The organism is Pontibacillus yanchengensis (genome assembly GCF_009856295.1).
GTDB classification, from domain to species: Bacteria; Bacillota; Bacilli; order Bacillales; family BH030062; genus Pontibacillus; species Pontibacillus yanchengensis_A.
Genome location: NZ_WMEU01000001.1, coordinates 1090685 through 1117650, shown reverse-complemented (window position 1 = coordinate 1117650; position 26966 = coordinate 1090685). Strand labels below are relative to the sequence as shown.

Here is a 26966-nt window from a genome sequence, read left to right as displayed (position 1 = left end):
ATAGGATTTACACTATTCCGTTACGCTAGGAGATTTGCGCATCACACGAGAAGTCTGCTCGTATGCATATGCGAGCGATAGGAGCTGTGTTTCTTGAAAGGCCATACTTGTCAAAGTGAGTCCAACTGGTTTACCGTCAGTTGCCGTGAACCCTGCTGGAACAGATATAGATGGATAACCGGCCATAGCTGCAATACCTGCACCTAGGTTGTTAGCAAATAAAATAGCTTCTAGGCTATGCTCTTTCATGACCCGGTCAATTCCTTCTTTCTGAGAATACTGTATATCACCTAAACGGTCTAGAAGGTATTCTGGTTCGGTTAACGTTCCGCTTTTTTCTTCTGCAGCTGTGAACAACGTTTGACCGTACCGAAGTGCAACATCAGCGTGCTCTTCATTATATTGAATTAATTCATGAAGGGTATGCACGGGCACTTGCTCGGAACAGGTGGATAAATACGCATTCAGTCCGTTTTTGAATTCATGGAACATAACGCTGGAATCTCGATTCTCTGTGGTAATTGTAATATCTACAATTTCTGCGCCTTGTTTTTGCATGTTTTCGATAGCTTGCTCAATCAACGTTAATTCTTCCTCATCCAAGGACTCAAGATAACCTCGGTCCACACCAATTCGTGCACCTTGTAAGGATGTGGTTTGAAGGTATTTGGTATAATCAGGTACGTATCTCCCCCGACTCATTTTCGTTGCCGAGTCCTCATCATCAATCCCAACAAGCGCACCTAGTAACACAGCCGCGTCTTCCACCGTTTTTGTGATAGGACCTGCTGTATCTTGACTGTTGGCAATGGGAATAATGCCCGTTCGACTAATGAGTCCCACTGTAGGTTTTAAACCAACTACTGAATTACTGCTGGCAGGGCTAAGGATGGAGCCGCTTGTTTCCGTTCCGATAGCTCCAGCAGCAAATTGAGAAGCAACAGCAGCTGCTGATCCAGAACTCGAACCCCCTACATCAAATTGACCAGGTCCATATGGATTCAGAACTTGTCCCCCGCGTGAACTATAGCCATTCGGCATTCCTTCGGTTATGAAGTTCGCCCATTCGGTCAGATTCGACTTCCCTAGAATAATAACCCCAGCATCACGAAGTTGTTTTACAAGAAAAGCATCCTGCTTAGCATAATGGTGCTCCAAAGCTACAGAACCTGCACTAGTATGCATTTTATCGCCTGTATCAATGTTATCTTTTACGATAATGGGAATACCATGAAGCGGCCCTCTTGTCCCGTCACGTTTCCTTTCAACATCAAGGGCTTCTGCGGTATGTAACGCATCAGGGTTGATCTCTAAAATGGCATTGATATTTGGTCCATTTTGATCATAACTCGCAATTTGCTGGAGGTACATCATTGTAAGATTCTTAGATGTGGTTTCTCCATTTGTCATCATTCGTTGTAACTCGCTTATATCTTGTCTGAATGCATCCATTTGTTTCCCTCCTTCATTATGGAAAAAGTTAGTTGTAGTCTACCAAATAAAGAAGAAAAATGCTTGTACGAAAGGTTGAACGGATTGGTGAATTTTTAGGTTGACTTAATACCTATGGGGGTATAAAATGAAATTAGATTAACTAAAAGGTAGGGGATTACGATGTATATAGTATTTGGTATAACTGCCTTGGTGCTGTTCTTTGTTATGAGACGATACGTTCCTGTAGCAGGTGTGGATAAAATAAATGTACGCGATGTAGAAGCGACGTACGAAGAGGTTATAATGGTCGATACTCGAGCTTATCAAACATCAGCTATTGAAGCAAATCAGGAAGCTTTTTGTATTCCATTGCCTTATTTAAATCGACACTACACTGATATCCCTGATAAGGATGTTGTGCTAATATCAACTGATTCAATAGAAAAAAATCTCGCTACACGCCTATTGAGAAAGAAAGGGTATAACGTAGTGGGATACACCATTCCAGAAGAAGGAGGATGCTGTTATGCATTACGATGCGCAAGTGAAAAATAGAATCAAACGTATTGAAGGACAAGTGAGAGGCTTGCTTAAAATGATGGAAGAAGAGAAAGATTGCAAAGAAGTTGTCACGCAAATGTCTGCTGTCAAAAGTGCACTCGACCGCACGTCCGCATTAGTAGTTAGTTCAAACCTAGAAAAATGCATCCGCGAGCAGGATGAAAATAACGAAGGTTCTAGTGAATTGATCAATGAAGCGGTTCAACTACTAGTGAAAAGCAAATAAATAGTCTAGTGAAAACAAGAGAAGAATCAGGGAGTGAATGTGTGTGGAAAGCATTATACAGTATGTAATCTTAATCGGAATCATATGGTTTGTCATTAGTCGGTTCATGCCTGTTAAAGGAATCGCTAACACAACACCAGCAGAAGTAAAGAATCGTACGAAAGAAAAAAACGTGCAATTCATAGATGTACGAACACCAAGAGAATACAAGACCAATCACCAGAAGCCTTTCAAGAACATTCCCTTAGGGGATATTGCAACTCGTTCTAGCGAGCTAGATAAAGATAAAGAGGTTATCGTTCTTTGTCAAAGTGGAATGAGAAGCATGAAGGCAGCTAAGGCATTGAAGAAACAAGGTTTTAAGCATATTACCAATGTTAAAGGTGGCCTTGGGGCTTGGGTGTAGTATTGGTCCACAACTAATATAAAGCATAAATGGAAACCTGATTATCACTAGTGGTAATCAGGTTTTTTTGTTGTATAGCGTACTATAAAATGTTGAATTGTGTATAACTAAAAAAGTTATGTGGCCACGTTCAGCTTCAGCGCCCAGCGACTAGTATGCTTCTCTCTCCTCCGTACGATAAGTTAACATCGAACAGCTAACGCTCTTCGTTTCTTTTATCTCATACGGAAAGAAGTTCGATTAAAATCGCTACTTCACATAGCAACATCGATCTAACCCACGTCCTGTGGGCAGCAGTTTATACGTCGCTAACCTGGCGCTTTCTCTTTTGTTCTATTATCGTAAAGTAATGAAGGATATTGTAAAATGAAAAGAAGGAGTGGTGATGACATAATGAAAACTTATACTCTATTGGTAATTGCACTTATTTTGGTCATCTTAGGGTCGTTGTTTAGATCGAATGAACAACTGAGCTGGATTACAATCATTTGTTATCTAGGAGCAGGAGTAAGTTTTATCGTGCAAGCTATAAGAATGATTAGGCAGGAGAAACAATGATATAGGAATGTAACGTAAGCTGAATCAAAATGGTTCGGCTTTTTTATTTTATAGCGAAATTATAAAATTCAATTCATGTGTATAACTAAAAAAGTGATGTGGTCATATCCAGCTGCAGCGCCCGGCGACTAGTATTCTTCCCTCGCCTCCGTACGATAAGTTATCATCGAATCAAGCATGTTTTCGTGATCCCCTTCATTCTACGGAAAGAAGTTCGATTAAAATCGCTACTTCACGTAGCAACATCGAACCAACCTACGTCGTGGAGGCCGCAATATGGAAAGCCCATTCTCCACCTTAAACCAGGAGAAGAGCTACTAGGTTTTGCTTCTTCGGAGCTAGTAAACTCGCATTCAGGCTTTGCGAAGACTAATGTTATTATTGGTACAATTTACAAACTACATAATCGAAAACGAATTGCCTATCATGAGATGTATTATGCGTTTGGTTTATTTGGACATTTCCCAAATGATATGTATTTTGTATAATTACATTCGCTCTCAACATCACACACCAACCATATTGGATCAGAAAATGCTAGAAATGCTCTATCATCCTGCCATTGAATTGAATATGAACGAGAAAGAAGCAAGAGAAGTGCTAGAAAAAAGAGTGGAATCATGAGGAAGGTTTTAGTGGGCTATTCATATATGATGTAGTCCACATTTTTATATGACATATCGAAAGAAGACGACAGCATATACCTAATGTAGGAGCGTTTATAAATGTCCCAGAAAAAAGTATGGAAAGAGGCGATGAGGTAAGTGGTTCCTGCACATGTTCGTGAAAAGCTTTCGTTATATAGTTATATGATCAAAAGGGGAAAGCCTGCAGCATCGATGGCTATTCAATCGAGATATGTAGAAGACGTACGAGAACTACTAGCACAGTTAAGTGTTTCCTACACACTCCAGCCTTTGACTGATGATTGGTACACATTATGGATGTATAAGCATCCACATATTCTCGATATAATAGCACAGCTGCCACAGGCTCCCAAAACTTCTTTTGACCACTGGGTTCTAGGAAAGCTTTACGGATATGATGAAGCGTCGATCAGCGAATTTCTCGTTAAGCTTGATCGTAGTCCGTAGCTTCGCAATTCGGGCACGGAGGTAGAATGTCATCTGTGTCATCAAGGGTTACTTTTTCTCCACAACGGCGGCATTTGTACGTTCCTTGTCCTGGTTTTTCACCTGTATTCGGCATACAAGCACCTCCCTTCTTCGTATATTTTCTTCATTCCCGTTTTGAGAAGGAATAATCTACTTTTTTTGTAAAACGATTGTAAATTCATTATTTAAATATAATTAAATGTTCTATTGTCCGCTTATGGCCCTTTAAATTTGGACGAAAATTCCATTCGATGAGTCAGTAGACTCAACTTTTGATAATTATATGGAAAATAGGAAAAATGTCCTTTTGTATATGATATCGTAGCAATCGTTAGATTTCATACATACAAAAGGGGTGGAAAACAGATAAATGAAAATGCATAAGTGGATTGTAACCGTGATGATTGTAAGTTTATTCGCAACAAACGTACCTCAAGCATCAACCTCTCATGCCGAGGCTGTAAGAGATGTGGTCATTAGTGAAGTGGCCTGGATGGGCACAACGACTAGTTATAATGACGAATGGATTGAATTACATAACACAACAAGCTCTAGCGTCTCAGTAGAAGGTTGGACGTTAATCGCTACAGATGGCTCTCCTTCTATCTCGCTATCCGGTAGCATCCCTGCAGATGGGTATTACTTACTTGAACGTACAGATGACAGTACTGTTTCAGAAGTAGCTGCTGATCATATCTACACAGGCTCTCTCAGTAATTCAGGGGAACACCTGGAACTGAAAGATGGAAGTAGCAATGTCATCGATGAAGTTGACAGTTGGTATGCGGGAGATAACGATACGAAGTCTACAATGGCTCGTCAGGACGTAACCGTTAGTGGGACAAGCTCCTCCAACTGGTTTACTTCTACATCTTCCTATAATGAAGGGAATGGTACACCAAAATCATCATCCGAATCTGCAACAGGTTGTTCAACAAATGAAGAACAACTAAACAATGTTTCTAATACAGCAGGGTCCATTAATGTGTACTTTAATAAATGCGTACACGAACAGGCCGCGACATCCGGCAATAAAGCCAACTACAATGTGAACTTGGAAGACCGATTAATCAACCGAATTAACAATGCGACATCTACGGTTGATCTCGCAACCTATGAGATCAATTTGCCAAACATTGTTGATGCTCTAGTGGCCAAGGCAGCTCAAGGAGTAGATGTACGGATTCTAGCAGATGCAAAGGATGGAAGTGACCCTCATTATACAGAACGTTACCAAAAGATGCGCCTCTATATCGAGCAAATGGTTAGAGGGCAGGATGGAACCATCGGTACTTCAGACGATATTGAAGTATTCTCAGACTCGATCATGTTTGCCGTAGAAGACAGCGCACTCCGAGAACAATATAATCTACCATCTTCGGTAACGGGAATGAATCAGGTTACAGCAGGTGTCGGAAACGATACTCAATCAGGATATCTATTAGCTGATGCTGAACAAAAAGATGATGGAAGCTATTATTCCCCAGGTAATCAAATGCATAATAAATTCGCGGTTGTCGATGGAAAATGGGTGTTCACAGGCAGCTGGAACTTCACGGTAACAGGCCTATATGGCTCAGAAGAAAATATGCAGAATGACGTTCTTGGTGGGAATACGCAAAACGTAGTCGAACTGCACTCTACAGATCTAGCAGATGTGTATAAAACAGAGTTTGATGAAATGTGGGGAGCAGCAGGCATGTCTCCAGACCCAGACGCATCCAATTTCCACGGACGTAAAATAGACAATACACGTCATCACGTAACAGTTGGTGGAAAAACGGTAGATGTGTATTTCTCTGCCGGTGACGATGCTGTTGGTGCAATGACTTCTTATGTTAAAAATGAAGCAGATTATAGCTCGTACTTTAGCATTTTTGCTTGGTCCGACCAGGCACTTGTAAATGAACTGAAGAACAAATGGGAAGGCTCCTATAATGATTTAGAAGGTTCATTAACTGGTTTTGATGTGAAAGGCGTTTACGATGAAAGCTTTTGGAATCAGTGGTGGTCAGCTTCTATTGAGATGACAGGGAGAACCGCATCTCAAGAATCAACGAACAATCCAAATATACGCTGGAACAATGTAGCTCCGGTTTATGAAGACAATGAAGATCGAAAACTACACAGCAAAACGATGCTAATCGATGCCGAGAATCCAAACAGTGACCCAACAACTATCGTCGGCTCAACGAACTGGAGCACAAACGGTAATGAAATCAATGATGAAAACATTCTATTTATCCACGATGCAGATATCGCTAACCAATTCTTGCAAGACTTCTACGCACGGTACGACTCAGCAGGTGGAGCCGTACCAGCTCAATAATATGGTATGGTAATGAGCATAACGTGATTCAAAACGAGCAAAAGCGTGGTAGAAGTGAATATAACCCTACCACCACCAAAGATTACAAGTTACACTTCTCCAAAAACGGGTGATACAAGGCGCATATTGTGTTCAATCATGATCACTATTAGTTAAAATCGTGATAGTTAAGCGGATCAAATCATGTGGTTTGGTCCGCTTGCTTTATTTTTGCCTTAATCTTACTATCAACTTACTCTTCTGCAATATATCTATGTAAAAAACTCTTAGTATCATTTAATAATCAAAACTGGGCAATGTACCCGTTTTGCAACTTTGTGGCTCACACTTCCTAACACCATTTCTTGAAATCCGTTAAGACCACGACTCCCAACGATGACCATATCAAAGTCACCGTTATTAGCATACTTTACAATAGCTGGTCCTGCTTCTCCATAAATAGTAGTCACATGATAATGTATATTAGCCTTTTTTGCTTTCTCTTCTATTTCAGCAAATTTATCATCCAATACATAAAAATTTTCAGGGCTATTCCAGTTATGAAGTGTATTCGTTTTGGCATCCCGGTGATTCTCAACGTATAGAATAGTGAGGGAAGCATTTTCATTACACGTAGCAATATGGATAGCATGTTCAGCTGCTCGTACTGAATGATCGGATCCGTCTGAAGCTAATAAAATAGTTTTATACACGGTATTCCTCCTTTCTCACCCGCAAAGAAATTATAAAATATGGCTCTTACATGTCCAGCTTCAGCGCCCAGCGACTAGTATGTTTACCTCGCCTTCGTATGATTAAGTTCACATCGAATCACTCATGTTTTCGTGTTTTCCTTTATCTCCTATGGACTAAGGGGAAGTTCTGGGTTGAAGGAGGTTTGATTAAGTTCGCAGCATCGTGCAGCAAAATCGAACCAATCTACGTCGTGTAGGCCACAGCATATACGTCGCTAAACGGGCGCCCTGAGCTTTTGTTCTTTAATGACTGCTTAATTTTCTGGCTAGTTTTTTATTTAAATCAGAACTCGACTTGCTTAATCCCACTGCGTACGCGTTAACCCCTTTGGCCTCAAACGTACGTACAATTTTGTCTAATACCACGACCGCAGAATCATCCCATAATCGCGCTTCATTGAAATTCAGAACGACTTCCTGCGCTTCATCGATTGAGAAGTCAAAGTTATCGATTAAATCAGTAACAGAAGCAAAGAACAGTTCTCCTTGAAAATACATAATCATGCGATTACCTTCGATGGATCGCTTCACATGTACTTTGGAAATTTTATTTACAAAAAACATTGAACTTAACAAGATACCAGCTAACACGCCTATAGCTAGATTGTGAGTGAAAATAACGGTAACGACGGTAAGCACCATGACAATGTTGTCTGTAAAAGGCACAATTGTGATTGTTTTCAATGAGTTCCAGTCGAATGTCCCAATCGATACCATAATCATGACGCCAACCAAGGCGGCCATCGGAATTTGAGATACTATATCCCCTAGGAACACAATCAGGAAGATAAGGACAAGGCCTGCAGTTAACAATGCTAAACGCCCTCTACCACCAGATTGTACATTAATGACAGACTGGCCTATCATAGCGCATCCTGCCATGCCGCCAAAGAACCCTGTTACAATATTAGCCAAACCTTGGCCTTTTGATTCCTGGTTTTTGTTACTAGTAGTGCCGGTAGCATCATCGACAATGCTTGCCTCGTTAACAATGATTCGACAAGTCCTACAATTGCTAAGCCAAGGGCATAGGGAAAAATGATGCGAAATGTTTCAATCGTCAACGGTATCATTGGCAGGACGAAGGAGGGGAATACTCTTGTAATCTCGCCCATATCCCCGACAGTACTTATGGTCGTTTCTTATAGTAAGGCAATCGTTGTGATAACCACGATGGCTACTAATGCAGAAGGGACTACTTTACTTACATAAGGTAAAAGATAAATAATAGCTAACGCTCCTATCACCATCGCATACATCACCCAACCTGCACCTGCAAACCAAACGCAATCTGAAGAATCCCTGTTAAGATGGTTGCTGCCAGTAAGTAGGAAAGTCCATAGCCTGCGACCAAATCCACCATCAATAACGCCATAGATACCTGTGGCACCTGAAATCATCCCCGGACGTCCGCCAACAAATGCAATGACGACCGAAATAATAAAAGAGGCGTACAAGCCTACCATCGGATCTACCCCAGCAATAATGGAAAAAGCAATCGCTTCAGGAACCAATGCTAACGCTACTACTGTGCCTGACAATAGATCCCCTCTTACGTTACCAAACCATGATGCTTTCTGCGTTTGTGCCTCCATAACCAAAAACTCCTATTCGTTTCTGGGATTTATTATGCCCGAAATGCTAAAGAAACATGAATACATAAGGTAATTGATGGACATGTAAAATAAAAATGAGCGGCGCCGGAACACCCTTATCATGCATATCTGTGCTGCTATGATGGTAAGTAGAACTCTTATTAGAACGAAATGGAAGGACCTTATCATTGTGATTCTAAAAGTTATGTGAACTTTTGTGTCCAATATATCTTTTCTCCTAAACTACTGTATAATAATAGATGTTTGTTAGAGGAGGAAAATAATTGAACCGAAAACCAATAACTGAAATCTACTTCATTCGTTTTGTTGCGTGTATATCTGTTGTACTCATTCATTCTATGACACTAACTCAATCAAACTACCAACTTCCTAAACTCACTGTTGATAGCTTTTATATGATCAAACTGGCGATGATGTATGCTACACCATTGTTTGTTATGCTATCAGAATTCTTGCTATCTTATTCCTACCCAGATCGACTACCAAAATCATTTTGGAAGAAGCGTCTACTTTATATCTTTGTTCCTTACCTATCTATCGCTTTACTTTATGCATTGTATCCATGGTACTTATATGGATGGGAGCTTCAAAAGGTACTGAACACCTTCTTTGATAAAGCTGTGTTAGGGTTATGGCATGGCTATTTTGTTCTAATTATTTTTCAATTTTATGCGCTACACTATGTAATGAAAAAGTATTTTGACCGCTTTCCAGCTAAATGGGTCATCCTTGCATCCTTTATCATAAATGCACTTTATTTATCATTTTTTAATTTCATGAGTGGCAATGACTTCCCTCCTATAGCAACATTTTGGAGCTACTACAAGCTCCCATTTGTAGGCTGGATTTTCTATTTCACAGTTGGATATTATGCTGGAAAACATATCGACACGTTCGTTGAAATGATTACGAAGTATAAGAAATGGGTCTACACAGGAGTAGTTGTAACAATAGCTCTGCCACTAACGATGGAATATACTGATTCCATTCGGTTAGTCTCATCCAAAAGGCCAGATATTTTGCTTTATACAGTGTTTGTATTTTTTGCGCTATATCTAATGGCCAAAAGGATCAAAGTAATGCCTAGAATCGTTATGATTGTGAGCAGCTATTCGTATAGTATTTACTTGCTTCATCTATTGGTCATGTATAATGCGACACGCTACTTAAAAGATATACCAATATACATTAATATGGGCTTGTATGTAGTTATCTTATTCCTAGCAGGGACAGTAGGTTCCATTTTGATAAGTTACCTGATTTCGTATTTACCATTCGGTCAGTTTATTGTAGGGAAGATAAATAGGCCAAAAGCAAAACCAGCTCCTGTACCAGAGAACCAACCTCATCCAGTACACACGTGAAAATTCACCAGAAAACGTTGACATAGTGGGAGGAAAGCGGTATATTAAAAGATGTCAAAAAGAATACTGCAAAACATATTCCCACACGATTCCGTAGCTCAGTTGGGAGAGCGCATGCTTGACAGGCATGAGGTCGTTGGTTCGAGCCCAATCGGAATCATTAACGAAGCAACAAACCGCCATTATCGTTGATATGGCGGTTTGTTATGTTTGAAGCACATATTGATTAAAACGGCAATTAATTTAATCTTTCTGTTATCTTTTTCAGAAGTGTTTATAGTCAAACTTTGCGGTTACTAACTTGATCTTTCTTCTAAGAACTGGCACGTCGCAACCATTTCTTTCATGAAAAATTTAAGTTTACAATTAAATGGAGTGATTACATGAAAAGATTACATGTGTTGATGATGGGGGCCATGTTGATAGGGTGCACAGACAACAGTGAGGAATTAAGTAGAAAAACGAAGATTGCCGAGGTTAAAGGTACAGTAGCATATGTAGAAACCAAAGAGGTTTATCAAAGAGTATTAGTAATACCTGATATCGAAAAAGAAATATTAGAAACTGCAAATTACGATGAGTCATTACGGATAGCTAGAGAAAATGATGGCTCTTGGTTCACCATTGAAAATCAAAACCAATATAAAGTAGGACAATCAGTTAGGGTGAGATATGACCAAAACCAAATACATACAGAAACCAATCCACCAGGTCTAGGAGCCGATAAAATAAAAATAATACAAAATTAAGTAAAAAAATGGAGCACCCCCCCCCTTTACCCACTATATTTCTTAAGAGATACATGGAGTTAAGTAATCTTATTTCTACTTTCTCTATAGATATCATCTGGTTTAGTCCGTTATAATTCTAAAAAGTAAAAAACTCTATGAAACGATTATAATGAGGGTACATAGCAGCTAATAATAGGTGAAATTCCTTAATAAAATAAGCGAAATCTTTTAAAACTCCGCTTTCACATGTAATCATAGAAGAAAGAAAGTACAAGTGAACACAATTTTTCCATAGAAGCTTGTGTGAGTTTTGTTTTTTGTAGAAGACTAAATGATAAAAAAATATTAATGAAATAAAGGTGATTGTATGACAACGAATAATGAAATGGGATGGAACTTCGATCATAGTTATACTCGTCTGCCGGACATGTTTTTTGAAAGGGTGGACCCTACTCCTGTACGTTCTCCGGAGATGGTTGTGTTTAATGAAGAGTTGGCACAATCTTTAGGTCTAGATGGTAAGAGGCTACAAAGCCAAGAAGGTATTGATATATTGAGTGGGAACCAACTCCCTGAAGGTGCGTTGCCGATTGCAATGGCTTATGCCGGGCATCAGTTCGGAGGCTTTACGATGTTAGGGGACGGTAGAGCTGTGTTACTTGGGGAGCATATGACCTCTTCAGAGGAAACGCTCGATATTCAGCTGAAAGGATCAGGAACGACACCATATTCTCGTGCAGGCGATGGCCGTGCGACACTTGGACCGATGTTACGAGAATACATCATCAGTGAAGCTATGCATGGTCTCGGCATTCCAACTAATCGTAGTCTTTCTGTAGTGAAAACAGGGGAATCTGTGAGGCGTGAAAGAGAGCTACCTGGTGCTGTACTTACCCGCGTTGCAGCAAGTCATCTGCGTGTCGGGACGTTTGAATACGTGTCAGAATGGGGCAGTAAAGAAGATCTCAAGACACTCGCTGATTACGCCATCCATCGTCATTACCCAGAGGTGAAAGAGGATGAGAATCCATACCTTTCACTTTATAAAAAAGTCATCGAACAACAGGCTGCACTCATCGCTAAATGGCAACTGGTTGGCTTTATCCATGGGGTTATGAATACGGATAACATGACAATCAGTGGGGAAACAATTGATTATGGTCCGTGTGCCTTTATGGATGAATTTGACCCGAAAACCGTCTTCAGTTCTATTGATACGCAAGGTCGCTATGCTTATCAAAACCAACCAGCCATTGGTCAATGGAACCTCGCACGCTTTGCTGAGGCGTTATTGCCATTATTCCATGCAGATCAAGAGGAAGGTGTCGAACTAGCCAAAGAAGCTCTAGCTCATTTTGAGAAAATCTATTATAGTCATTGGCTTATAGGAATGAGAAAGAAACTAGGCCTCTTAAATGAAGAAAAGCAAGACAGAGAGTTAATTGATAACCTTCTCGACATTATGAAAACGAATCGTGCTGATTTCACCAATACATTTCGCGCTTTAACACTCAAGAAAGTAGAGGATACGCCTATGTATGGTACAGAAGAGTTTACGAACTGGTATAAACAATGGCAAGAGAGAGTGGCTAGACAGGAAGAAACGAATGCGTCTATTTATGAAGTGATGAAAAACGCTAACCCTGCAGTTATCCCAAGGAACCACCGCGTAGAAGAAGCGCTTCAAGCTGCAGTCAACAAAGATGACTATGGTGTGATGGAGCGGTTAATGAACGTTCTTTCTAATCCTTATGAGTACTCAGAGGAACAAGAAGAATATGCTACATGGCCTGACCCATCAAGAGGTCCTTACCAAACGTTTTGTGGAACTTAATAAGAGTTATAAAACAAGAGCTCCCTCACCAATTGGTAGGGAGCTCTTGTTTTAAGATTATACCTTTACTTCATCCACTTGAACAGTCCAGTTGAATTCATCTTCTATCTTGCCAAATTGAATTCCTGTAATGGTGTCATAAAGACGTTGGGATAATGAGCCGATGTTTTTATCGTTTACCTGAATAGTTTGGTCATTCCATGTTAATTCTCCAACTGGAGAAATAACAACGGCTGTACCAGCACCGAATACTTCCTCTAATTCACCACGTTCATGAGCATCAAAAATTTCTTGGATGGAAATCTTCTCTTCTCGAACCGGGATACCCCAATGGTTGAGTAGTTCGATTACGGAATTACGTGTCACTCCATTTAAGATACTTCCACTTAATGCAGGGGTTACGACTTCTCCGTTGATTTTAAAGAAGATGTTCATACTACCGACTTCTTCTACATATTTATTTTCTTTGGAATCAAGCCAGAGGATTTGGGAGTAGCCTTTTGCTTCAGCTTCTTTCTGTGCTTTCATACTAGCAGCATAATTTCCTGCTGTTTTCACTTCGCCAACTCCTCCAACGGAAGCTCGGATATATTTTTCCTCAACGTAGATTGGCACAGGGCTAAGTTGATCCCCATAATAAGATCCTACAGGAGAAAGAATCACGAGTAATTTATATTGTTTGGAAGGACGGACTCCAATAAAAGGCTCTGTCGCGAACACATAGGGACGAATATATAAGGAGGTACCTTCCTGATTCGGAATCCAATCTTTATCCGTTAAAAGCAATTGTTGGATCGCGTTTAACAAGAAATCCTCATCGATCTTAGGGATGTGAAGACGCTCGCATGACTGGTTAAATCGCTTCATATTTCGATCTGGACGAAATAGTTGAACTGTACCCTCTGGTGTCGTATATGCCTTCAAACCTTCGAATATCGCTTGTCCATAGTGAAACACCATAGCTGCTGGGTCCATAGTAAGAGGGCCATACGGAACAATTCTCGGATCATGCCATCCTTGTTCTTCCTCATAATCCATCACAAACATGTGGTCAGTGTAATGAACTCCAAACCCTAAAGCATCAGATGCAGGTTTGTTCTTTAACTCTTCTCTTTGTACGAATGATATATGTTGACTCATGACAGCACCTCTTCTATAAAATGTTTAGCGTTGAAAAACCTTCTCGTAATTTGTTTCTAATTTCTAAATGTTTAGTTATTATAGTAGAGATAGTGGAGAATTACAATAGTTTACTACTGACATATCACCCGCATGATGCATCCCATAGAAAAAGAATTTAACCCTGAGGACCATACTCACATCTGATGAGAGTTGGTTTATTACTGGGAGTCAGTATCGTGTAGCGGTGTACGACGTAAATAAAGAGTGGATTGGAGCCCCGAAGAATAAGGTCCTTTATTAATGACGGAAATTATCCAATTCCGTCATTCCATAATGTTGAAAAATTCTTATCCATCTCTTATCCCTTTATGAGTGATGTCTATTTTAAAATCAATGCTGATTGGAACATCCGGATATTGTGTTTTCCATTTCTCTAACGTGAAATTCGGAAAACGATTCTTCAATATATATCCAAACCCAAAGGGGTCTATATCCTTTTCTTTAAATTGGTTAATTAGCTCAAGACCTTTTTCTTTTGAAAATGTTATCATTTTTGATTCAATATCTTCGATCATCTTGGGGGTTACAGCGACATTCATATTAGCAACCTCATTTAGATAACCCTTTACCTTTACTTCAATGTTAAACTTTGGATTACTTGCATCTCCCGAGGTATGATAAGTAACTTTGGAAACTACATTTTCTAAAACCACATTTTGATCTTGGTAGGGCATAGTTAATATACCGAAGCTTGCTCTATCTTTTAATACCTTAAAGAAAAAACCTTCAGAATATGGAACTGTGTGTACTAAGACACCATCTTTTAGAATTCCTATCCCCTTTAGGACCACATCATTATTTTCTTTTTTTAGAACAGGAAGAATGGGGTCTATCCCTACGGCATAATGATGTTTTAAGAATAAATGTAAATTTGAATTCGGGAAGTTTCCTCTCTGGATATTTTGTCCAATCAGTTTACCTATATATTCTGCGGTTGTCCCTTCTCTATTATTATATGGTCCTTTAATTAAATTCTCAGCTTCGCCATTTACTATACAGAGTGAAATATTGCGACCAATTACAGGATCCCTACTTAGATATTCGACGTAGTTCAAAATCCCTTCTTTTGCAAGTTTTTCCCCATAGAGAGATACTTTCAATTTCCCGTTAGAAATTGGTTTGGAAGTTTTATGTTGCATTTTTAATAACAATTCTTTAATAGAAGATGCAGTTTCTGTAATCGATACTTCATTTGAAAATTCTTGAGTCTTTTCTCTCCTAATTATTTGTGGTATAGCTACGGTTCCTTTAATTGTTTGATCATCTACATAGTCAAAACCTGAAAGAATTACTAATACCCTATCTTCTACACTATAGTTTTGTTGACAGCCAGCTAGTATAAGAAAACTTATAAAAATGAAGGAAAACCTACCTTTCATAATTATTCCTCACTTTATAAAAAATTAATTTCAGGACCCATAAAATCGGAATGTACATTAAGACATATACTCCTATACGATTGGTAATATCATTAAGATGATTAACTTCAATTAACTCGTTAAGTAAGCAAGTGCTTAAATAAAGTACTAAACAAAAGGCTGCTAAAACATATTTCTGTTTTATATGAAATATTCTTTTTGGAATACGAGTGGCACCCCAAAGAGCTAAGCAACAATTAGGCAATACAACAAACAACCACACAGCAATCCCTATATATTCAAAGCGTTCTAAAAATGGAAAATCAACGATCTTCCATAAGTCTAGAGTTGGCCATGTAACAATTTTTATTTGCTCCTCACTGAAGTACATAAACGAAATGATCATAGATATCAGGTAGACCAAGAGAGTGAAAAAGGCCCCGAATTGAGCCCACTTTTGAGAAGAGCGAGCATGCTTAAGGAAGGGATAATATACAAATAGTAATTCAACTCCCAGGAAACTTAGCAAACTAGGCTCAACACCTAGAAGTAAATCAGACACGTTATGTTTAACGCTTGGATAGGTAGCAACGATATCTCCAGTTTGCACAGGAAAAATTTTAAGGAGAATAAGAGGGATGCCTATCATCACACTAATGACGGCTATTCCTGTTATCGTTCTAATTCCTCCTGAAACTAAGTAGTAAATTAACAGGATAAAAACTAACGTGAAAAACCAGATATTCAATTGAGGAAAAATCCACACTTGCACTACTTCTATATAGGTTCTCATTACTTCTAAAGTTAGGAGGAGGAAGTAAAGACTAAATAGCATACTTACAAAATGGCCAATATATCGACCGAACATCTTCCTATGAACAGTTACAATATCATTATGGGAGTTGTTGTTTAGAATAGAATAAATCATCCATAAAATAATATGAACGAGAAGTCCTGATATAATAAGGGAAATCCATCCATCATACCCTACTTTTTGAACAATATGCTTTTCAAATCCTAGGATTCCCACTCCTACTTGCATAGCATGAATCAAAAAAAACACAAATATAGGGGAAACCATCGATGATTCGGAAATTGACACTTTCTTATTACTCATCAATATCCCTCTTTTCATCCGCCAGACTTTTATTAAATCTTGTAGGATCAGTAGGTCTTACCTCGAAAGGTCTTGTATACTGTTTGTTAAATGGTAATCGAATAAAAGCGTCCTTTAGATCTTTTAACCTAGTTGGATACAGAGGTGCAAGAAAAGGTCTACCAATCGATTTCAATTGTATAAGGTGACCTATTAAAAAAGCTGAAATAATCCCAATACCCAATACTCCCCATATTTGTGCTCCAATAATAAAAGGGAAACGTATTAAACGAATTGTGTTACTAAATTGATAAACAGGAGTAGTAAAGGAAGCGAGTGCTCCTAAAGCCACTAAAATCAACAACACATTACTGGTAAGCCCTGCATCTACAGCTGCAGTTCCAATTACGATTCCTCCTACAATACCAATCGTTTGGCCAATTTTAGAAGGTAGTCTTGCACCAGCTTCGCGTAGCAGTTCTATTGCAAATTCCAATATAATCACTTCCAAAATAGGCGGAAACGGAATATTTGCCCGCGAAGTAACAATTGTTGCCATCAATTGATCTGGTATCATTTCCACATGATGAGTCAAAACAGCAACATATAATGACGTTATAAGCACCGAGAATAAAACGGCAAATAGACGGATGAGTCGAAAGGTAGATGCTAATGGCCATGGTATAAAATAGTCATCTGATGATGACAGAAATTCAGTGAAAGTCGAAGGGGCAATAATAGAATGAGGGGATCCATCTACAATAATAGAGATTTTCCCTTCTATTAATGCCTCAACTGTTCGATCAGGTCGTTCGGTATCTAAAAACAGAGGAAAGGGGGAATTCGAGTTATCGGAAATCATCTGGGAGATGAAAGAACTGTCAATCACTTGATCATAATTAATGTTATGTAATCGTTGCAGGACGGTTTGAACATTTTCCTTATCAGCTATTTCATCTATATATAGAATAGCAATACGTGTTTCGGTATAAGAACCAACACTCACTTCTTCAATGGTGAGTTGGGTTTTAGTGATTCTTTTGCGTACGAGGTTAATGTTTGTGTCAATTGACTCAACAAAGGCTTCTTTAGGACCGACTACACTGAATTCTACTTCCGGGATGCTTATTTTCCGACCTTCTCTTTTGCTCGCAGGGATAAGTAGGCCTTGAGAATGTCTTTCTTCCATTTGAATGAAAACAAATCCTTGTAATAAATAATTTTTTATTTTTTCTGGATCGTCTGTCATAATCATTTTTTCGAGAGGAAGGTAACTCTGTAATTCATCTAAACTGCTTCTTTTTTCTTCCTTGATGGTGGGTAAAATATGTCGATTGACAATCTTGCTGTCCACCAGGGTCGTATAGTAGGAAAGAATACAGGAAGTTGGACCTTCTATCGTCCATTTGATAAAGTCTTTTGACTGTTCCATCCTGTTTATTAAAGCAGGGATGCTTTCTTCCATATTTTTAGGGGGATGACTCCCGTGTTTGGATTGTGTTGGTTTCTTCTTGTTATTAGTTAGTCTAATCCATTCCCACATATATAGTCTCCTTATAAGTTGAGTGAAGCTTATGATAAAGATACAAGCGCAAAATTGCTTCTTTTACCATTTTGTGAAAAATTTTAATAAACTATACATCTATGGGGATAATGTTTAATAAAAGTCACGAAGGGGGAAACAGTATTGATTTATGGATATATCATTCCTTTAATACTACTGATTTCATATTATATATTTTCTTATTTCTTATTAGATCAATTTGCAAAATTTGTAATGTATGTATTGTTAATCATAATAGTTCTTCTTCCTTTCCTTCCACTGTTTATTTATGAGGAGCAGGAAGAAGAGTAAATAGCTTTAAACTTACATAATGGTACGTATAAAACTCCCTGCTTATGAATTCGGTAGGGAGTTTTTAAGCTTTCTAGTATGGCTGAATTTGATATAAAAGGATTCCAGGTGCAAATCCGTGATGACAGCGAGAAATCTCCAAGTTCCAAAGTATTAACAGGGAAGGAAATTTGGGTGGTCAGGCTGGGTTGATTTGCAATGATTGGAGGCTATATGTCTTTTTAGGGTATTGATGGAAAGGCAAAATACAAAGACAGTCCTATCGAAGAATACTCGACAGGTATTCCTTCCTCTTGGCCAGGGGAATATTGTAAGATACTTAGCAAAATGTATTTAAGTCAATACGAATTCTATTTAATTATTTCCTTATTAAAATAGCATTGTTTTTACTTTGACAGGGTAGAGGTGGCTGTTCCAATACTATTTTGAATAATGAAGATAAAGAAGCTGTAACATTAGTTTAATAGTTGCAGCCGTTTTATTTACGTCAGTTATTCGTTAAAATTTTCAAAAAATTATTGTAAATTCATCTATCTTGATGTATATTAAAACCATACTTAATTCGTTCAATGAAAAAAGTAAGTTAAAGGTGTTACTAGGAGTGGATGTAATGCGTGCGTTAAGAACTGGGAGTAAAGAACTTATTAAAGAAATTAATCGGTTTAAGGTTTTGAATATTATTAGGCATCAACAGCCGGTCAGTAGATCAGAAATAGCGAAACAATGTGAGTTGGGTGTTTCTACACTGTCTTATATTATCGAGGAATTGAAGACGCAAAGGTTAATTTATGAAGTAGGAGAGGCTACCTCTACAGGTGGAAGAAAGGCGAAGTTACTTAGGTTTAACAAGGATCATGGTTACATTATAAGTGTGAAAATTGAAGAAGAGCAAATTTTGACAGCGCTTACAAATATGGAAGGTGAAATACTATGCAAAAGGTATGCTTTATTTTCCAAAAAAGAGTCTCCAGAAAATGTTACTGATATGATTGAAGCCGAAATTCACCAGATCTTTACACAAGAAAAGAAAGATCTATCTTTTCTATTAGGTATAGGCATCCTGTCTTCTGGGCTGGTAAACAGACATGATGGAACAATTATAAGATCTTCGATGCTTGGATGGGAGAATGTCCCCATCACAAAAATGGTAAAGGAATCTTTTCCTGAGGCTCAGGTATTCGTGGATAACAATATTAACGGATATACATTAGCTGAGTTAGAAAAAGGAGAAGGCAAATCGAACCAAAACTTTTTAGTTGTATCTATTGGTGCTGGAGTTGGATTATCAGTTGTCATCGATCGAAAAATTTATTATGGATCAGTAGGCGGGGCTGGAGAGTTTGGTCATACCACACTTGTGCCAAATGGATATCCTTGTCACTGTGGACAAAATGGTTGTTTGGAAATGTACGCATCCGAATTTTATTTCAAGAATAAAGCGCAAGAGCAAGCTAACCATTCTTCTAGCAATTTAAAAGACTTTCATTTTTCAGAAGTAGCAAAGACGGCAGAAGAAGGCAACGAGTTTGCAATAAATCTAATGAAAGAAATGGGAACATACTTAGGTTATGGATTAAGAAACCTTATTAATACCTTTAATCCAGATAAAATTATCATTGTAGGAGAAGGTGTGAAGTATAGTCATTTATTTAATCATGAAGTAAACCTTATTGCTAATGATAACTTCTTTGAGAAAGTGGACATTAAAACAGATCTTGTGTTTTCTGGGCTCAATGATGATGCTTGGTTCACTGGTGGGGCATTACTTGCCATCAATCAAATCTTTCAGGAACCTATCTATGAACCTATAAAGGCAGGATTGTAATAGAAGGGGGTGTGCGAAGTGGTAAGTATGACGAAGAAGAAAACGTTCTTTTGGTTATGTGTATTCCTCTTACCAAACTTACTAGGGTTTTTAACATTCATTGGTGTACCCATTGTATCCTCGTTAGTGATTAGTTTTACGGATTGGGATTTACTTGGTTCTATGTCTTTTAATGGTATCGAAAATTACATTCGTTTAGTTCAAGATCCAGAGTTTTGGGTGTCATTTCGTAATACCATTCTCTTTATAGTAGGATATTTACCTTTAGTACTTATTTTTGGGCTTGCTTGTGCCTTGTTACTAAATCAAAAAATGAAATTCCGCGCATTTTTTAGGGCTACATTCTTCCTACCAGTTATAACAAGTTGGGTCGCTGTATCACTAGTTTGGAAATGGCTATATAACCCTGAGTACGGACTGATTAACTACCTCTTATCCACAATCGGTATAAGTGGACCTCAATGGTTAAATGACCCGAGTACAGCAATGATAGGAATTATATTAGCAAGTGCATGGAAAGATATTGGATTTGTAATGGTGCTTTTTTTAGGAGGGTTACAAAACATTTCTCCTACTTATTATGAAGCAGCTTCCATTGATGGCGCTAGTAAATTTCGACAGCTATGGAACATAACGATACCACTATTAGCACCTACAACGTTCTTTGTAACGATTATCTCATTAATTAACTCTTTTCAAGTATTTGACCAGGTCATGATCATGACTGGTGGAGGTCCTGGGGGATCAACCATTGTTATGGTTCAAAACATATATAATCATGCGTTTCGTTACTTTGAAATGGGTTATGCTTCTGCGATGAGTTGGGTATTATTCTTGGTTATATTCTTATTTACATGGATTCAAATGAAATTCCAGGATAAGGGGGCGAATTAATTATGGAAGCTCAGACTTCGAATGAACAAATGGCTTATCAAACGAATCAAGAGAAGAAGGAAAAAAACCGCCCTATACTAAAAAGAATCCTATTTTACTTACTTTTAATTGTAGGCGCTTCCATAATGTTGGTTCCTTTCCTGTGGATGATATCAACTTCTTTGAAGCCAAATGGAGCTACAATGGTATTGCCACCAGAGTTTATTCCGAGCGAACCTACTACAAGTAACTATGAAAAGGTTACACAACAATTTCCTATGATGAGGTTTTTATGGAACTCTATAATAGTTGCTGTACTTACAACGATAGGACAGATGATTTTTAGTTCTATGGCTGCTTATGCTTTTGCTAGGATGCATTTTAAAGGGCGGGATAAATTATTTTTACTCTATCTTGCTACTATGATGGTACCTACTCAAGTCACCATGATTCCTCAGTTTATCTTGATCAAACAGTTTGGATGGCTAGATTCATACCCTGGTCTAATTATACCTACTATGTTTGCAGTGTTTGGAACCTTTTTAATGCGTCAGGCCATGTTAGGAATCCCTCGTGAACTAGAAGAAGCAGCATTTATGGATGGAGCTAATCATTTTCAAGTTTTTTACAAAGTTTGCTTGCCTCTAATTAAGCCAATGCTTGCAACATTAGGCATCTTTACTTTTATGCAATCATGGAATAACTTCCTATGGCCATTGATTGTCGTTAGTAATGAAAAGCTAGCCACACTACCTCTTGGACTATCCCTATTACAAGGAAGATGGGCAACAGATTGGGGATTAATGATGTCTGGGGTTGTAATTAGTGTATTACCTATTTTGATTGTCTATCTTTTCGCTCAGAAATACTTCATTCAGGGTATGACAATGAGCGGAATGAAAGAATAAATAGTATTTAAAGGGGAGAAATTACATGAAAAAATGGTGGTCTTTATTGGTGCTGCTTGTTGTAGGTGTTCTTGGTTTAGTAGGTTGTACTTCTTCTGAAAGCGGAGGGGAAGAGAATGATTCCGAAGGTGGTCAAACAGAAATTACCTATTATAGTTTCTCTGCAACTCCAAACTATGAAGATGTATTGGCTGATATTGTAACTGCTTTCGAAGAAGAAAACCCTAATATTAAAGTGAATACAGAATTAACAGCTTATCAGGATTATTTCACAAAGCTTCAAACGCGAATAGCTGGTGGAAACGCACCAGATGTGTTTGAACTAAATTATGAGAATTTCGTGCAGTATGCTTCTAAAGGTACATTAGCAGATCTCTCTACAATGATTGAAGAAGATGAAAACTTTGACCCTAAACAATTAAATCAAGAAGCATTCAAAGCTTATCAGTTTGAAGGCAAGCAATATGGTATGGTTGAAAGCTTTTCTAACGTTTTGACTTTCTATAACAAAGACCTATTTGATAAAGCTGGCGTCGACTACCCGACAGAAGATTGGACATGGGAAGATGAATTAGCTGCTGCTGAGAAGATTACCGACGAAGAGAATAATGTGTGGGGAACGTACGCACCTGTCACAATGAATGAATACTTTAAAATTGCCGCTCAAAATGGTGGAAACTTATTCGATCAAGATGGAAATCCTACTGTTGATAAGGAAGAAAACTTAGAAGCATTAAATTACATGGTAGACAAAGTAAACGAATCAGGTGTATCTCCATCTCCTGCAGAGATGTCTGGGCAAGCACCTGCAGATTTATTTTTAAATGGTCAGTTAGGAATCGTTCATACAGGTATTTGGATGTTTGATGCCTTTAAGGATGCATCTTTTGAGTGGGATGTAGCGCTTGAAGCAGGAAATACGCAAAAAGCACACCACTTCTTTGCTAATGGTTTGGCCGTTTCTGCAGATACGGATAAAAAGGAAGCCGCATATAAATTCGCTGCATTTATGAGTGCTAGTGAGGAAGTTGCTAAATTACGAGTGGAGAATTCTTGGGAACTACCGGCAATAACGAACGAAGATATTTTACAGCCTTATTTAGAGCAGACTCCTCCAGAGAATCGTCAAGCAGTATTTAATGCTTTGGATACACTTGTATTACCTCCGGCAGTAGATAATTGGAGTAAGATTAGTGATGTAACAAATCAAGAATTTGAAAAAGCATTAAATGGAGATAAAACAACAGAAGACGTATTAAAAACATTGCAATCAGAATATGAACAGATATTAAGTGAGTAAACCTATATGGAGAAGGATATATGTGCTTTGTACAGCACATATATCCTTTTTCAAAAGAAAAGAGAGTATAAGTTCTGGCGCGAACATGTCTAGCTCCAGCGTCCAGCGACTAGCAAACTTCCTGCTCCTCCTTAAGATAAGTCAACATCGGAGCGCTATCACTCTCCGTGTTTCCTTTATCTCAAAAGGGTTTAAAGGAGGTTCGATTAAGACAGCTGCGTGACGCAGCTGTCTTAATCGAACCAACCCCCGTCCTGTGGGCAGCACGTCGCTAGCAGGGCGCTAGCGCTTTTTTAATGAAAGGATGATAATAATGGAGACTAATCCAAAATATACAGCGCTACTCCAAACGTATCTTCGTCAATTAAAAGGAGATTACGAGGCAGTAGAGGCATCTATTCTACATTTGCAGCCTAATATAGAGCAGGATGAACTATACACTATTGCAACATGGCTTTGGGTTCTGCAGAAACAAGTAGGCCTTACACCAAACAATCAACGTTTAAATACGATCAACTATGAGCCATATGTTTCCTATTTAACGAAAGAATGGAGGAAGGAGCATAGAAGTATATGGGAGCAATCAAATAAAGATATATATTTAGCCAACTTAGCTATGACTTACGCTGCCTTGCAAGAAACAAAGCATATTAGAGGAGAAGCTGTACTTCAGAAAACGATGACAGCCGTACGCGATTTTATTTTTGACCATTTATTATCACGTGGTACTGCACTAAACAGTGCTAATAGTAGAACAATTTCTGTTGAACAAACGTTAGCTGTTATGCCGTATGGATTATTTTCCCCTGAAGATTTGATTATGGTAGAGGCAACACAACAGATGGTTCTTCATTTTGAAGAAGATAATGGGTTACTTCCTTTTCGAGGTGCCACTCATGTTTCATTAGCTGCAACAGCCATGATAGCCCTTTATTACTTAGAGAAGTCAGAAAGAGAAAAAGCATTCCGATTTGCCAATTATGTAAAGCAACATAACAAAGAAGATAAACTTGCTGAAGTAATAATTGGTATGTTTGATTTTTATGCTTCAGGAGAAAACATAGAGGATAAAATCCTTCATGATCCGTTGGGTAATGAGAATGTGTACGAATCACAAGCAACAGAACGGTTTCCTCATTATCCCACCTTAGAAGATCCTATTCATTTTGCATGTGAGGTTACGAGTAATACAGAAATTCTGGACGTAGGACTAGTGATGGAAAATAAGTCAAAAACCTGGGATAAAGAGATCTCTTTAAAAGCGAAAAATGTTCAAGATACCGTTATTTATCAAGGTACCATATCTTCTCTACCAAACCATGAGAAATATACCTATTATTTTTATGCTAATCTTGAGAATGGTAAACAGCTTCAGTCTCAATATTACAAGTTAATGACTTGGAAGAAAGATAGTCTCCAACAATTTGAAATCATCGCAGCGAATAAAAATGAAGTCAAGCTCGCTCTTAGCAGTAACCAGACCTTACATATATCTCTTAGGGATGAAGGGATGAGTTTGAACTTTCACCAGCATGGAGAGCAACAGTTGGGAGAAAACCAACAAGATTCAACTACGACACTAGTCTCAGGGGAATTTAGACTAGAGGTGGAAGCGAATAATCCCTCTCTTTCTCTTTACAAAGGCGAAAAGAAACTATTAACCTCTCATTCTCTTTATCCGCCAATTGAATGGAAAATGGATGTGAATGGAGTAGTAAGAGAATGGAATATACACTGGGAAAGTCCTTTGGAGGAGCAATTTTATGGATTCGGGGAACGGTATAATGCAATAGAGCAACGTGGCAATGTTATAGATTGTTATGTGTATAATCAGTATCGGGATCAAGGTACAAGGACGTATATTCCAATTCCTTTTTATATGACGAATAGTGGCTATGGTTGTTATATCAATACAGCCTCTTATACGAAGTTTGATTTGGCTTCTGAGTTAAAAGATAAATGCACCATGATGTTTGAACAACATTCTAAAGATAAGAATACCGAGATTCAATTTTATTTTGGCACATATAAGGAACAGTTGGCAGCATATACGAACGTCACCGGGAATTCTGCTATGGTGCCTGCATGGGCGTTAGGACCATGGATGTCCAGTAATAACTGGGATAGACAATCTATAATAAAGCAAGAGGTGGAGGCGACGAAAAAGCACAATATTCCTGCCACTGTGATTGTGCTAGAGCAATGGAGTGATGAAGCAACCTATTATATGTTCAATGATGCAATGTATGACATGAAAGAACCAGGACATATCCATCACTATGAGGAAATGGAGTTCCCTTCTTGGGGGAGATGGCCTGATCCAAAGCAAATGGTCGAAGAACTTCATGAAGATAACTTAAAGCTCATTTTATGGCAAATACCGATACAGAAATATTTAAATAAACAAAATCATCCACTTAAAGATCAAGATGAAACATACATGATTGAGAACGGATATGTTGTACAAAATGAAGACGGTTCCCCTTATAGAATTCCTGAAAACTGGTTTACGAATAGCTTGATCATGGACTTCAGTCATGATGAAGGTAGAAAATGGTGGTTTGCTAAACGTCAGTATTTAATTGAACTAGGTGTTGATGGTTTTAAGACAGATGGAGGAGAGTTTGTTTTCGGTAAAAACCTTCAGTTTGCAAATGGAAAAACTGGCAGTGAAATGCGAAATGTGTATCCGAATGATTATATTGAATCGTATTATCATTTTGCCCAACAAAACAATGGCATTACATTCAGCCGTGCTGGGTACACGGGGGCACAAAACTTTCCGGCACATTGGGCAGGTGACGAACGCTCCACATTCGATGCTTTTAAGCGGTCACTAGTAGCTGGTCTTAATGCTGGACTCGCAGGAATCGTGTTTTGGGGATGGGATTTAGCAGGATTTAATGGGGACATCCCCACGGCAGAATTATTTATGCGCTCCTCTTCCATGGCTGCCTTTTGTCCGATTATGCAGTATCATGCTGAAAGTAAAGCGGAATTCAGTCAGGATCGTACCCCTTGGAACATAGCTACTAGAACAGGAGAAGATAACGTTATTGATGTGTACCGTTTCTTTGCGAATGTACGAATGAATTTGATCCCTTATATTTATCACGAATCAAAAAAAGCCACGAAAACAGGTTTTCCATTAATGAAAGCGTTAATGCTTGAGTACCCAGAAGATACAAGAGTGGAAGGACTATATGATGAATATATGTTTGGAGATGCCATGTTGGTCGCTCCAATAATAGAAGAAGAAGCAATATCAAGGAAAGTATATCTACCAAATGGTACATGGGTAGATTTATGGTCTAATGCAGTACATCAGGGTCCTACGGTTGTAACGTCGAAAGCGGATGTCGATGAAATACCTGTATTTGTTCGAATGAATTCTGCTGTCCTATTGAATGTAGATGAAACAAGACAATTAGGTAGTTCTGTTGGAAATGATGTATCTCAGTACCAGATCCCTTTATGTAAAGTGTACTGTGAAACATCGTTCGCAGAAAAGATGGTAGACCATTTAGGGCACACAATCGAAATAAACGTAGAGGTTCATGATCATGAAATTGTCCTAGAAACTTATACAGAGTTAGAGAACCTTCAATTTGAAGTCATTGGAAAGAACAAACCATTTCGTATAGTTGGGAGGGACTAAGGT

22 protein-coding genes, 1 tRNA gene and 1 pseudogene are annotated in these 26966 nt (G+C 38.4%); 16 read left to right on the top strand and 8 right to left on the bottom strand.

Annotated features, from left to right (window positions below):
• Window positions 1–12: 12 nt before the first annotated feature.
• Window positions 13–1452: an amidase family protein gene (locus GLW08_RS05375; protein WP_160847506.1), complete on the bottom strand. Its 1440-nt coding sequence runs from the start codon at window positions 1450–1452 to the stop codon at window positions 13–15.
• Window positions 1453–1614: 162 nt separating this feature from the next.
• Here GLW08_RS05375 and GLW08_RS05370 point away from each other — a divergent pair, with 162 nt between their 5' ends.
• The 6 genes from GLW08_RS05370 (at window position 1615) to GLW08_RS05345 (ending at window position 4279) form a co-directional block, all read left to right on the top strand.
• Window positions 1615–1989 carry a rhodanese-like domain-containing protein gene (locus tag GLW08_RS05370; protein ID WP_160847505.1) on the top strand — a complete coding sequence of 125 codons (375 nt, stop codon included), beginning with the start codon at window positions 1615–1617 and terminating at the stop codon, window positions 1987–1989.
• Entirely contained in the window at window positions 1961–2221 is a 261-nt protein-coding gene (locus GLW08_RS05365; RefSeq protein WP_160847504.1) for a metal-sensitive transcriptional regulator, read from the top strand. Before GLW08_RS05370 ends, GLW08_RS05365 begins: the two co-directional genes overlap by 29 nt.
• Before the next feature lie 37 nt (window positions 2222–2258).
• Window positions 2259–2627 (top strand): rhodanese-like domain-containing protein, encoded by a 369-nt coding sequence (locus GLW08_RS05360; RefSeq protein ID WP_160847503.1) that lies wholly within the window; start codon window positions 2259–2261, stop codon window positions 2625–2627.
• Window positions 2628–3020: 393 nt separating this feature from the next.
• Window positions 3021–3185: a hypothetical protein gene (locus GLW08_RS05355; RefSeq protein ID WP_160847502.1), complete on the top strand. Its 165-nt coding sequence runs from the start codon at window positions 3021–3023 to the stop codon at window positions 3183–3185.
• 438 nt (window positions 3186–3623) lie between these two features.
• Entirely contained in the window at window positions 3624–3809 is a 186-nt protein-coding gene (locus GLW08_RS05350; RefSeq protein ID WP_160847501.1) for a DUF2927 domain-containing protein, read from the top strand.
• A gap of 140 nt (window positions 3810–3949) precedes the next feature.
• A complete protein-coding gene (locus tag GLW08_RS05345) occupies window positions 3950–4279 on the top strand; it encodes a hypothetical protein (RefSeq protein ID WP_160847500.1) in 330 nt (109 codons plus the stop codon).
• Here the strand turns inward: GLW08_RS05345 and GLW08_RS05340 are convergent.
• On the bottom strand, window positions 4257–4394 hold the full coding sequence (locus GLW08_RS05340; protein ID WP_160847499.1) for a zinc ribbon-containing protein: 138 nt from the start codon (window positions 4392–4394) through the stop codon (window positions 4257–4259). The genes GLW08_RS05345 and GLW08_RS05340 overlap by 23 nt on opposite strands.
• A 276-nt stretch (window positions 4395–4670) precedes the next feature.
• Here GLW08_RS05340 and GLW08_RS05335 point away from each other — a divergent pair, with 276 nt between their 5' ends.
• Entirely contained in the window at window positions 4671–6629 is a 1959-nt protein-coding gene (locus tag GLW08_RS05335) for a phospholipase D-like domain-containing protein (protein ID WP_237458311.1), read from the top strand.
• 272 nt (window positions 6630–6901) lie between these two features.
• Here GLW08_RS05335 and GLW08_RS05330 read toward each other — a convergent pair whose 3' ends face one another.
• Window positions 6902–7321: a universal stress protein gene (locus tag GLW08_RS05330; RefSeq protein ID WP_160847498.1), complete on the bottom strand. Its 420-nt coding sequence runs from the start codon at window positions 7319–7321 to the stop codon at window positions 6902–6904.
• Between the two features lie 285 nt (window positions 7322–7606).
• Window positions 7607–8958: pseudogene (locus tag GLW08_RS05325) on the bottom strand (SulP family inorganic anion transporter).
• A 284-nt stretch (window positions 8959–9242) separates the two neighbouring features.
• Here GLW08_RS05325 and GLW08_RS05320 point away from each other — a divergent pair.
• From GLW08_RS05320 to GLW08_RS05305, 4 genes are all read left to right on the top strand, one after another.
• Window positions 9243–10343, top strand: a complete 1101-nt coding sequence (locus tag GLW08_RS05320) for an acyltransferase family protein (protein WP_160847497.1) — start codon at window positions 9243–9245, stop codon at window positions 10341–10343.
• Window positions 10344–10430: 87 nt separating this feature from the next.
• Window positions 10431–10503 (top strand) — tRNA-Val (locus GLW08_RS05315).
• 223 nt (window positions 10504–10726) lie between these two features.
• A complete protein-coding gene (locus tag GLW08_RS05310) occupies window positions 10727–11092 on the top strand; it encodes a DUF3221 domain-containing protein (RefSeq protein ID WP_160847496.1) in 366 nt (121 codons plus the stop codon).
• 349 nt (window positions 11093–11441) lie between these two features.
• Window positions 11442–12908 (top strand): protein adenylyltransferase SelO, encoded by a 1467-nt coding sequence (locus GLW08_RS05305; RefSeq protein ID WP_160847495.1) that lies wholly within the window; start codon window positions 11442–11444, stop codon window positions 12906–12908.
• Window positions 12909–12965: 57 nt separating this feature from the next.
• On the opposite strand, the gene GLW08_RS05300 is transcribed toward GLW08_RS05305, so the two are convergent.
• The 4 genes from GLW08_RS05300 to GLW08_RS05285 all read right to left on the bottom strand — a co-directional run bounded on the left by GLW08_RS05300 (window position 12966) and on the right by GLW08_RS05285 (window position 18087).
• Window positions 12966–14048: a branched-chain amino acid aminotransferase gene (locus GLW08_RS05300; protein WP_160847494.1), complete on the bottom strand. Its 1083-nt coding sequence runs from the start codon at window positions 14046–14048 to the stop codon at window positions 12966–12968.
• Window positions 14049–14377: 329 nt separating this feature from the next.
• Window positions 14378–15469, bottom strand: a complete 1092-nt coding sequence (locus tag GLW08_RS05295) for a Ger(x)C family spore germination protein (protein WP_160847493.1) — start codon at window positions 15467–15469, stop codon at window positions 14378–14380.
• The gene (locus GLW08_RS05290) at window positions 15459–16565 is read right to left on the bottom strand and encodes a GerAB/ArcD/ProY family transporter (RefSeq protein WP_160847492.1); all 1107 of its coding nucleotides are present in this window, start codon (window positions 16563–16565) and stop codon (window positions 15459–15461) included. The genes GLW08_RS05295 and GLW08_RS05290 overlap by 11 nt, the downstream gene beginning before the upstream one ends.
• The gene (locus GLW08_RS05285; RefSeq protein WP_237458310.1) at window positions 16558–18087 is read right to left on the bottom strand and encodes a spore germination protein; all 1530 of its coding nucleotides are present in this window, start codon (window positions 18085–18087) and stop codon (window positions 16558–16560) included. The genes GLW08_RS05290 and GLW08_RS05285 overlap by 8 nt, the downstream gene beginning before the upstream one ends.
• Before the next feature lie 922 nt (window positions 18088–19009).
• On the opposite strand from GLW08_RS05285, the gene GLW08_RS05280 reads away from it, so the two are divergent.
• From GLW08_RS05280 to GLW08_RS05260, 5 genes are all read left to right on the top strand, one after another.
• Window positions 19010–20224: an ROK family transcriptional regulator gene (locus GLW08_RS05280; protein ID WP_160847491.1), complete on the top strand. Its 1215-nt coding sequence runs from the start codon at window positions 19010–19012 to the stop codon at window positions 20222–20224.
• A gap of 18 nt (window positions 20225–20242) precedes the next feature.
• Window positions 20243–21118: an ABC transporter permease subunit gene (locus GLW08_RS05275; protein WP_160847490.1), complete on the top strand. Its 876-nt coding sequence runs from the start codon at window positions 20243–20245 to the stop codon at window positions 21116–21118.
• A gap of 29 nt (window positions 21119–21147) precedes the next feature.
• Window positions 21148–22005 carry a carbohydrate ABC transporter permease gene (locus GLW08_RS05270; RefSeq protein ID WP_160847912.1) on the top strand — a complete coding sequence of 286 codons (858 nt, stop codon included), beginning with the start codon at window positions 21148–21150 and terminating at the stop codon, window positions 22003–22005.
• A gap of 25 nt (window positions 22006–22030) precedes the next feature.
• The gene (locus GLW08_RS05265; protein WP_160847489.1) at window positions 22031–23305 is read left to right on the top strand and encodes an ABC transporter substrate-binding protein; all 1275 of its coding nucleotides are present in this window, start codon (window positions 22031–22033) and stop codon (window positions 23303–23305) included.
• A gap of 313 nt (window positions 23306–23618) precedes the next feature.
• Window positions 23619–26963, top strand: a complete 3345-nt coding sequence (locus tag GLW08_RS05260; protein WP_160847488.1) for a TIM-barrel domain-containing protein — start codon at window positions 23619–23621, stop codon at window positions 26961–26963.
• The last annotated feature ends 3 nt before the right edge of the window (window positions 26964–26966 follow it).

Bases quoted from the DNA above. Each gene is read 5' to 3' on its own strand.
- GLW08_RS05365 (WP_160847504.1), top strand. From the start codon at position 1,961: ATGCATTACGATGCGCAAGTGAAAAATAGAATCAAACGTATTGAAGGA.
- GLW08_RS05285 (WP_237458310.1), bottom strand. From the start codon at position 18,087: ATGTGGGAATGGATTAGACTAACTAATAACAAGAAGAAACCAACACAA.
- GLW08_RS05305 (WP_160847495.1), top strand. From the start codon at position 11,442: ATGACAACGAATAATGAAATGGGATGGAACTTCGATCATAGTTATACT.
- GLW08_RS05355 (WP_160847502.1), top strand. From the start codon at position 3,021: ATGAAAACTTATACTCTATTGGTAATTGCACTTATTTTGGTCATCTTA.
- GLW08_RS05370 (WP_160847505.1), top strand. From the start codon at position 1,615: ATGTATATAGTATTTGGTATAACTGCCTTGGTGCTGTTCTTTGTTATG.
- GLW08_RS05375 (WP_160847506.1), bottom strand. From the start codon at position 1,452: ATGGATGCATTCAGACAAGATATAAGCGAGTTACAACGAATGATGACA.
- GLW08_RS05260 (WP_160847488.1), top strand. From the start codon at position 23,619: ATGGAGACTAATCCAAAATATACAGCGCTACTCCAAACGTATCTTCGT.
- GLW08_RS05360 (WP_160847503.1), top strand. From the start codon at position 2,259: ATGTGTGTGGAAAGCATTATACAGTATGTAATCTTAATCGGAATCATA.
- GLW08_RS05265 (WP_160847489.1), top strand. From the start codon at position 22,031: ATGAAAAAATGGTGGTCTTTATTGGTGCTGCTTGTTGTAGGTGTTCTT.
- GLW08_RS05335 (WP_237458311.1), top strand. From the start codon at position 4,671: ATGAAAATGCATAAGTGGATTGTAACCGTGATGATTGTAAGTTTATTC.
- GLW08_RS05270 (WP_160847912.1), top strand. From the start codon at position 21,148: ATGGCTTATCAAACGAATCAAGAGAAGAAGGAAAAAAACCGCCCTATA.
- GLW08_RS05295 (WP_160847493.1), bottom strand. From the start codon at position 15,469: ATGAAAGGTAGGTTTTCCTTCATTTTTATAAGTTTTCTTATACTAGCT.
- GLW08_RS05350 (WP_160847501.1), top strand. From the start codon at position 3,624: ATGCGTTTGGTTTATTTGGACATTTCCCAAATGATATGTATTTTGTAT.
- GLW08_RS05300 (WP_160847494.1), bottom strand. From the start codon at position 14,048: ATGAGTCAACATATATCATTCGTACAAAGAGAAGAGTTAAAGAACAAA.
- GLW08_RS05280 (WP_160847491.1), top strand. From the start codon at position 19,010: ATGCGTGCGTTAAGAACTGGGAGTAAAGAACTTATTAAAGAAATTAAT.
- GLW08_RS05310 (WP_160847496.1), top strand. From the start codon at position 10,727: ATGAAAAGATTACATGTGTTGATGATGGGGGCCATGTTGATAGGGTGC.
- GLW08_RS05340 (WP_160847499.1), bottom strand. From the start codon at position 4,394: ATGCCGAATACAGGTGAAAAACCAGGACAAGGAACGTACAAATGCCGC.
- GLW08_RS05290 (WP_160847492.1), bottom strand. From the start codon at position 16,565: ATGAGTAATAAGAAAGTGTCAATTTCCGAATCATCGATGGTTTCCCCT.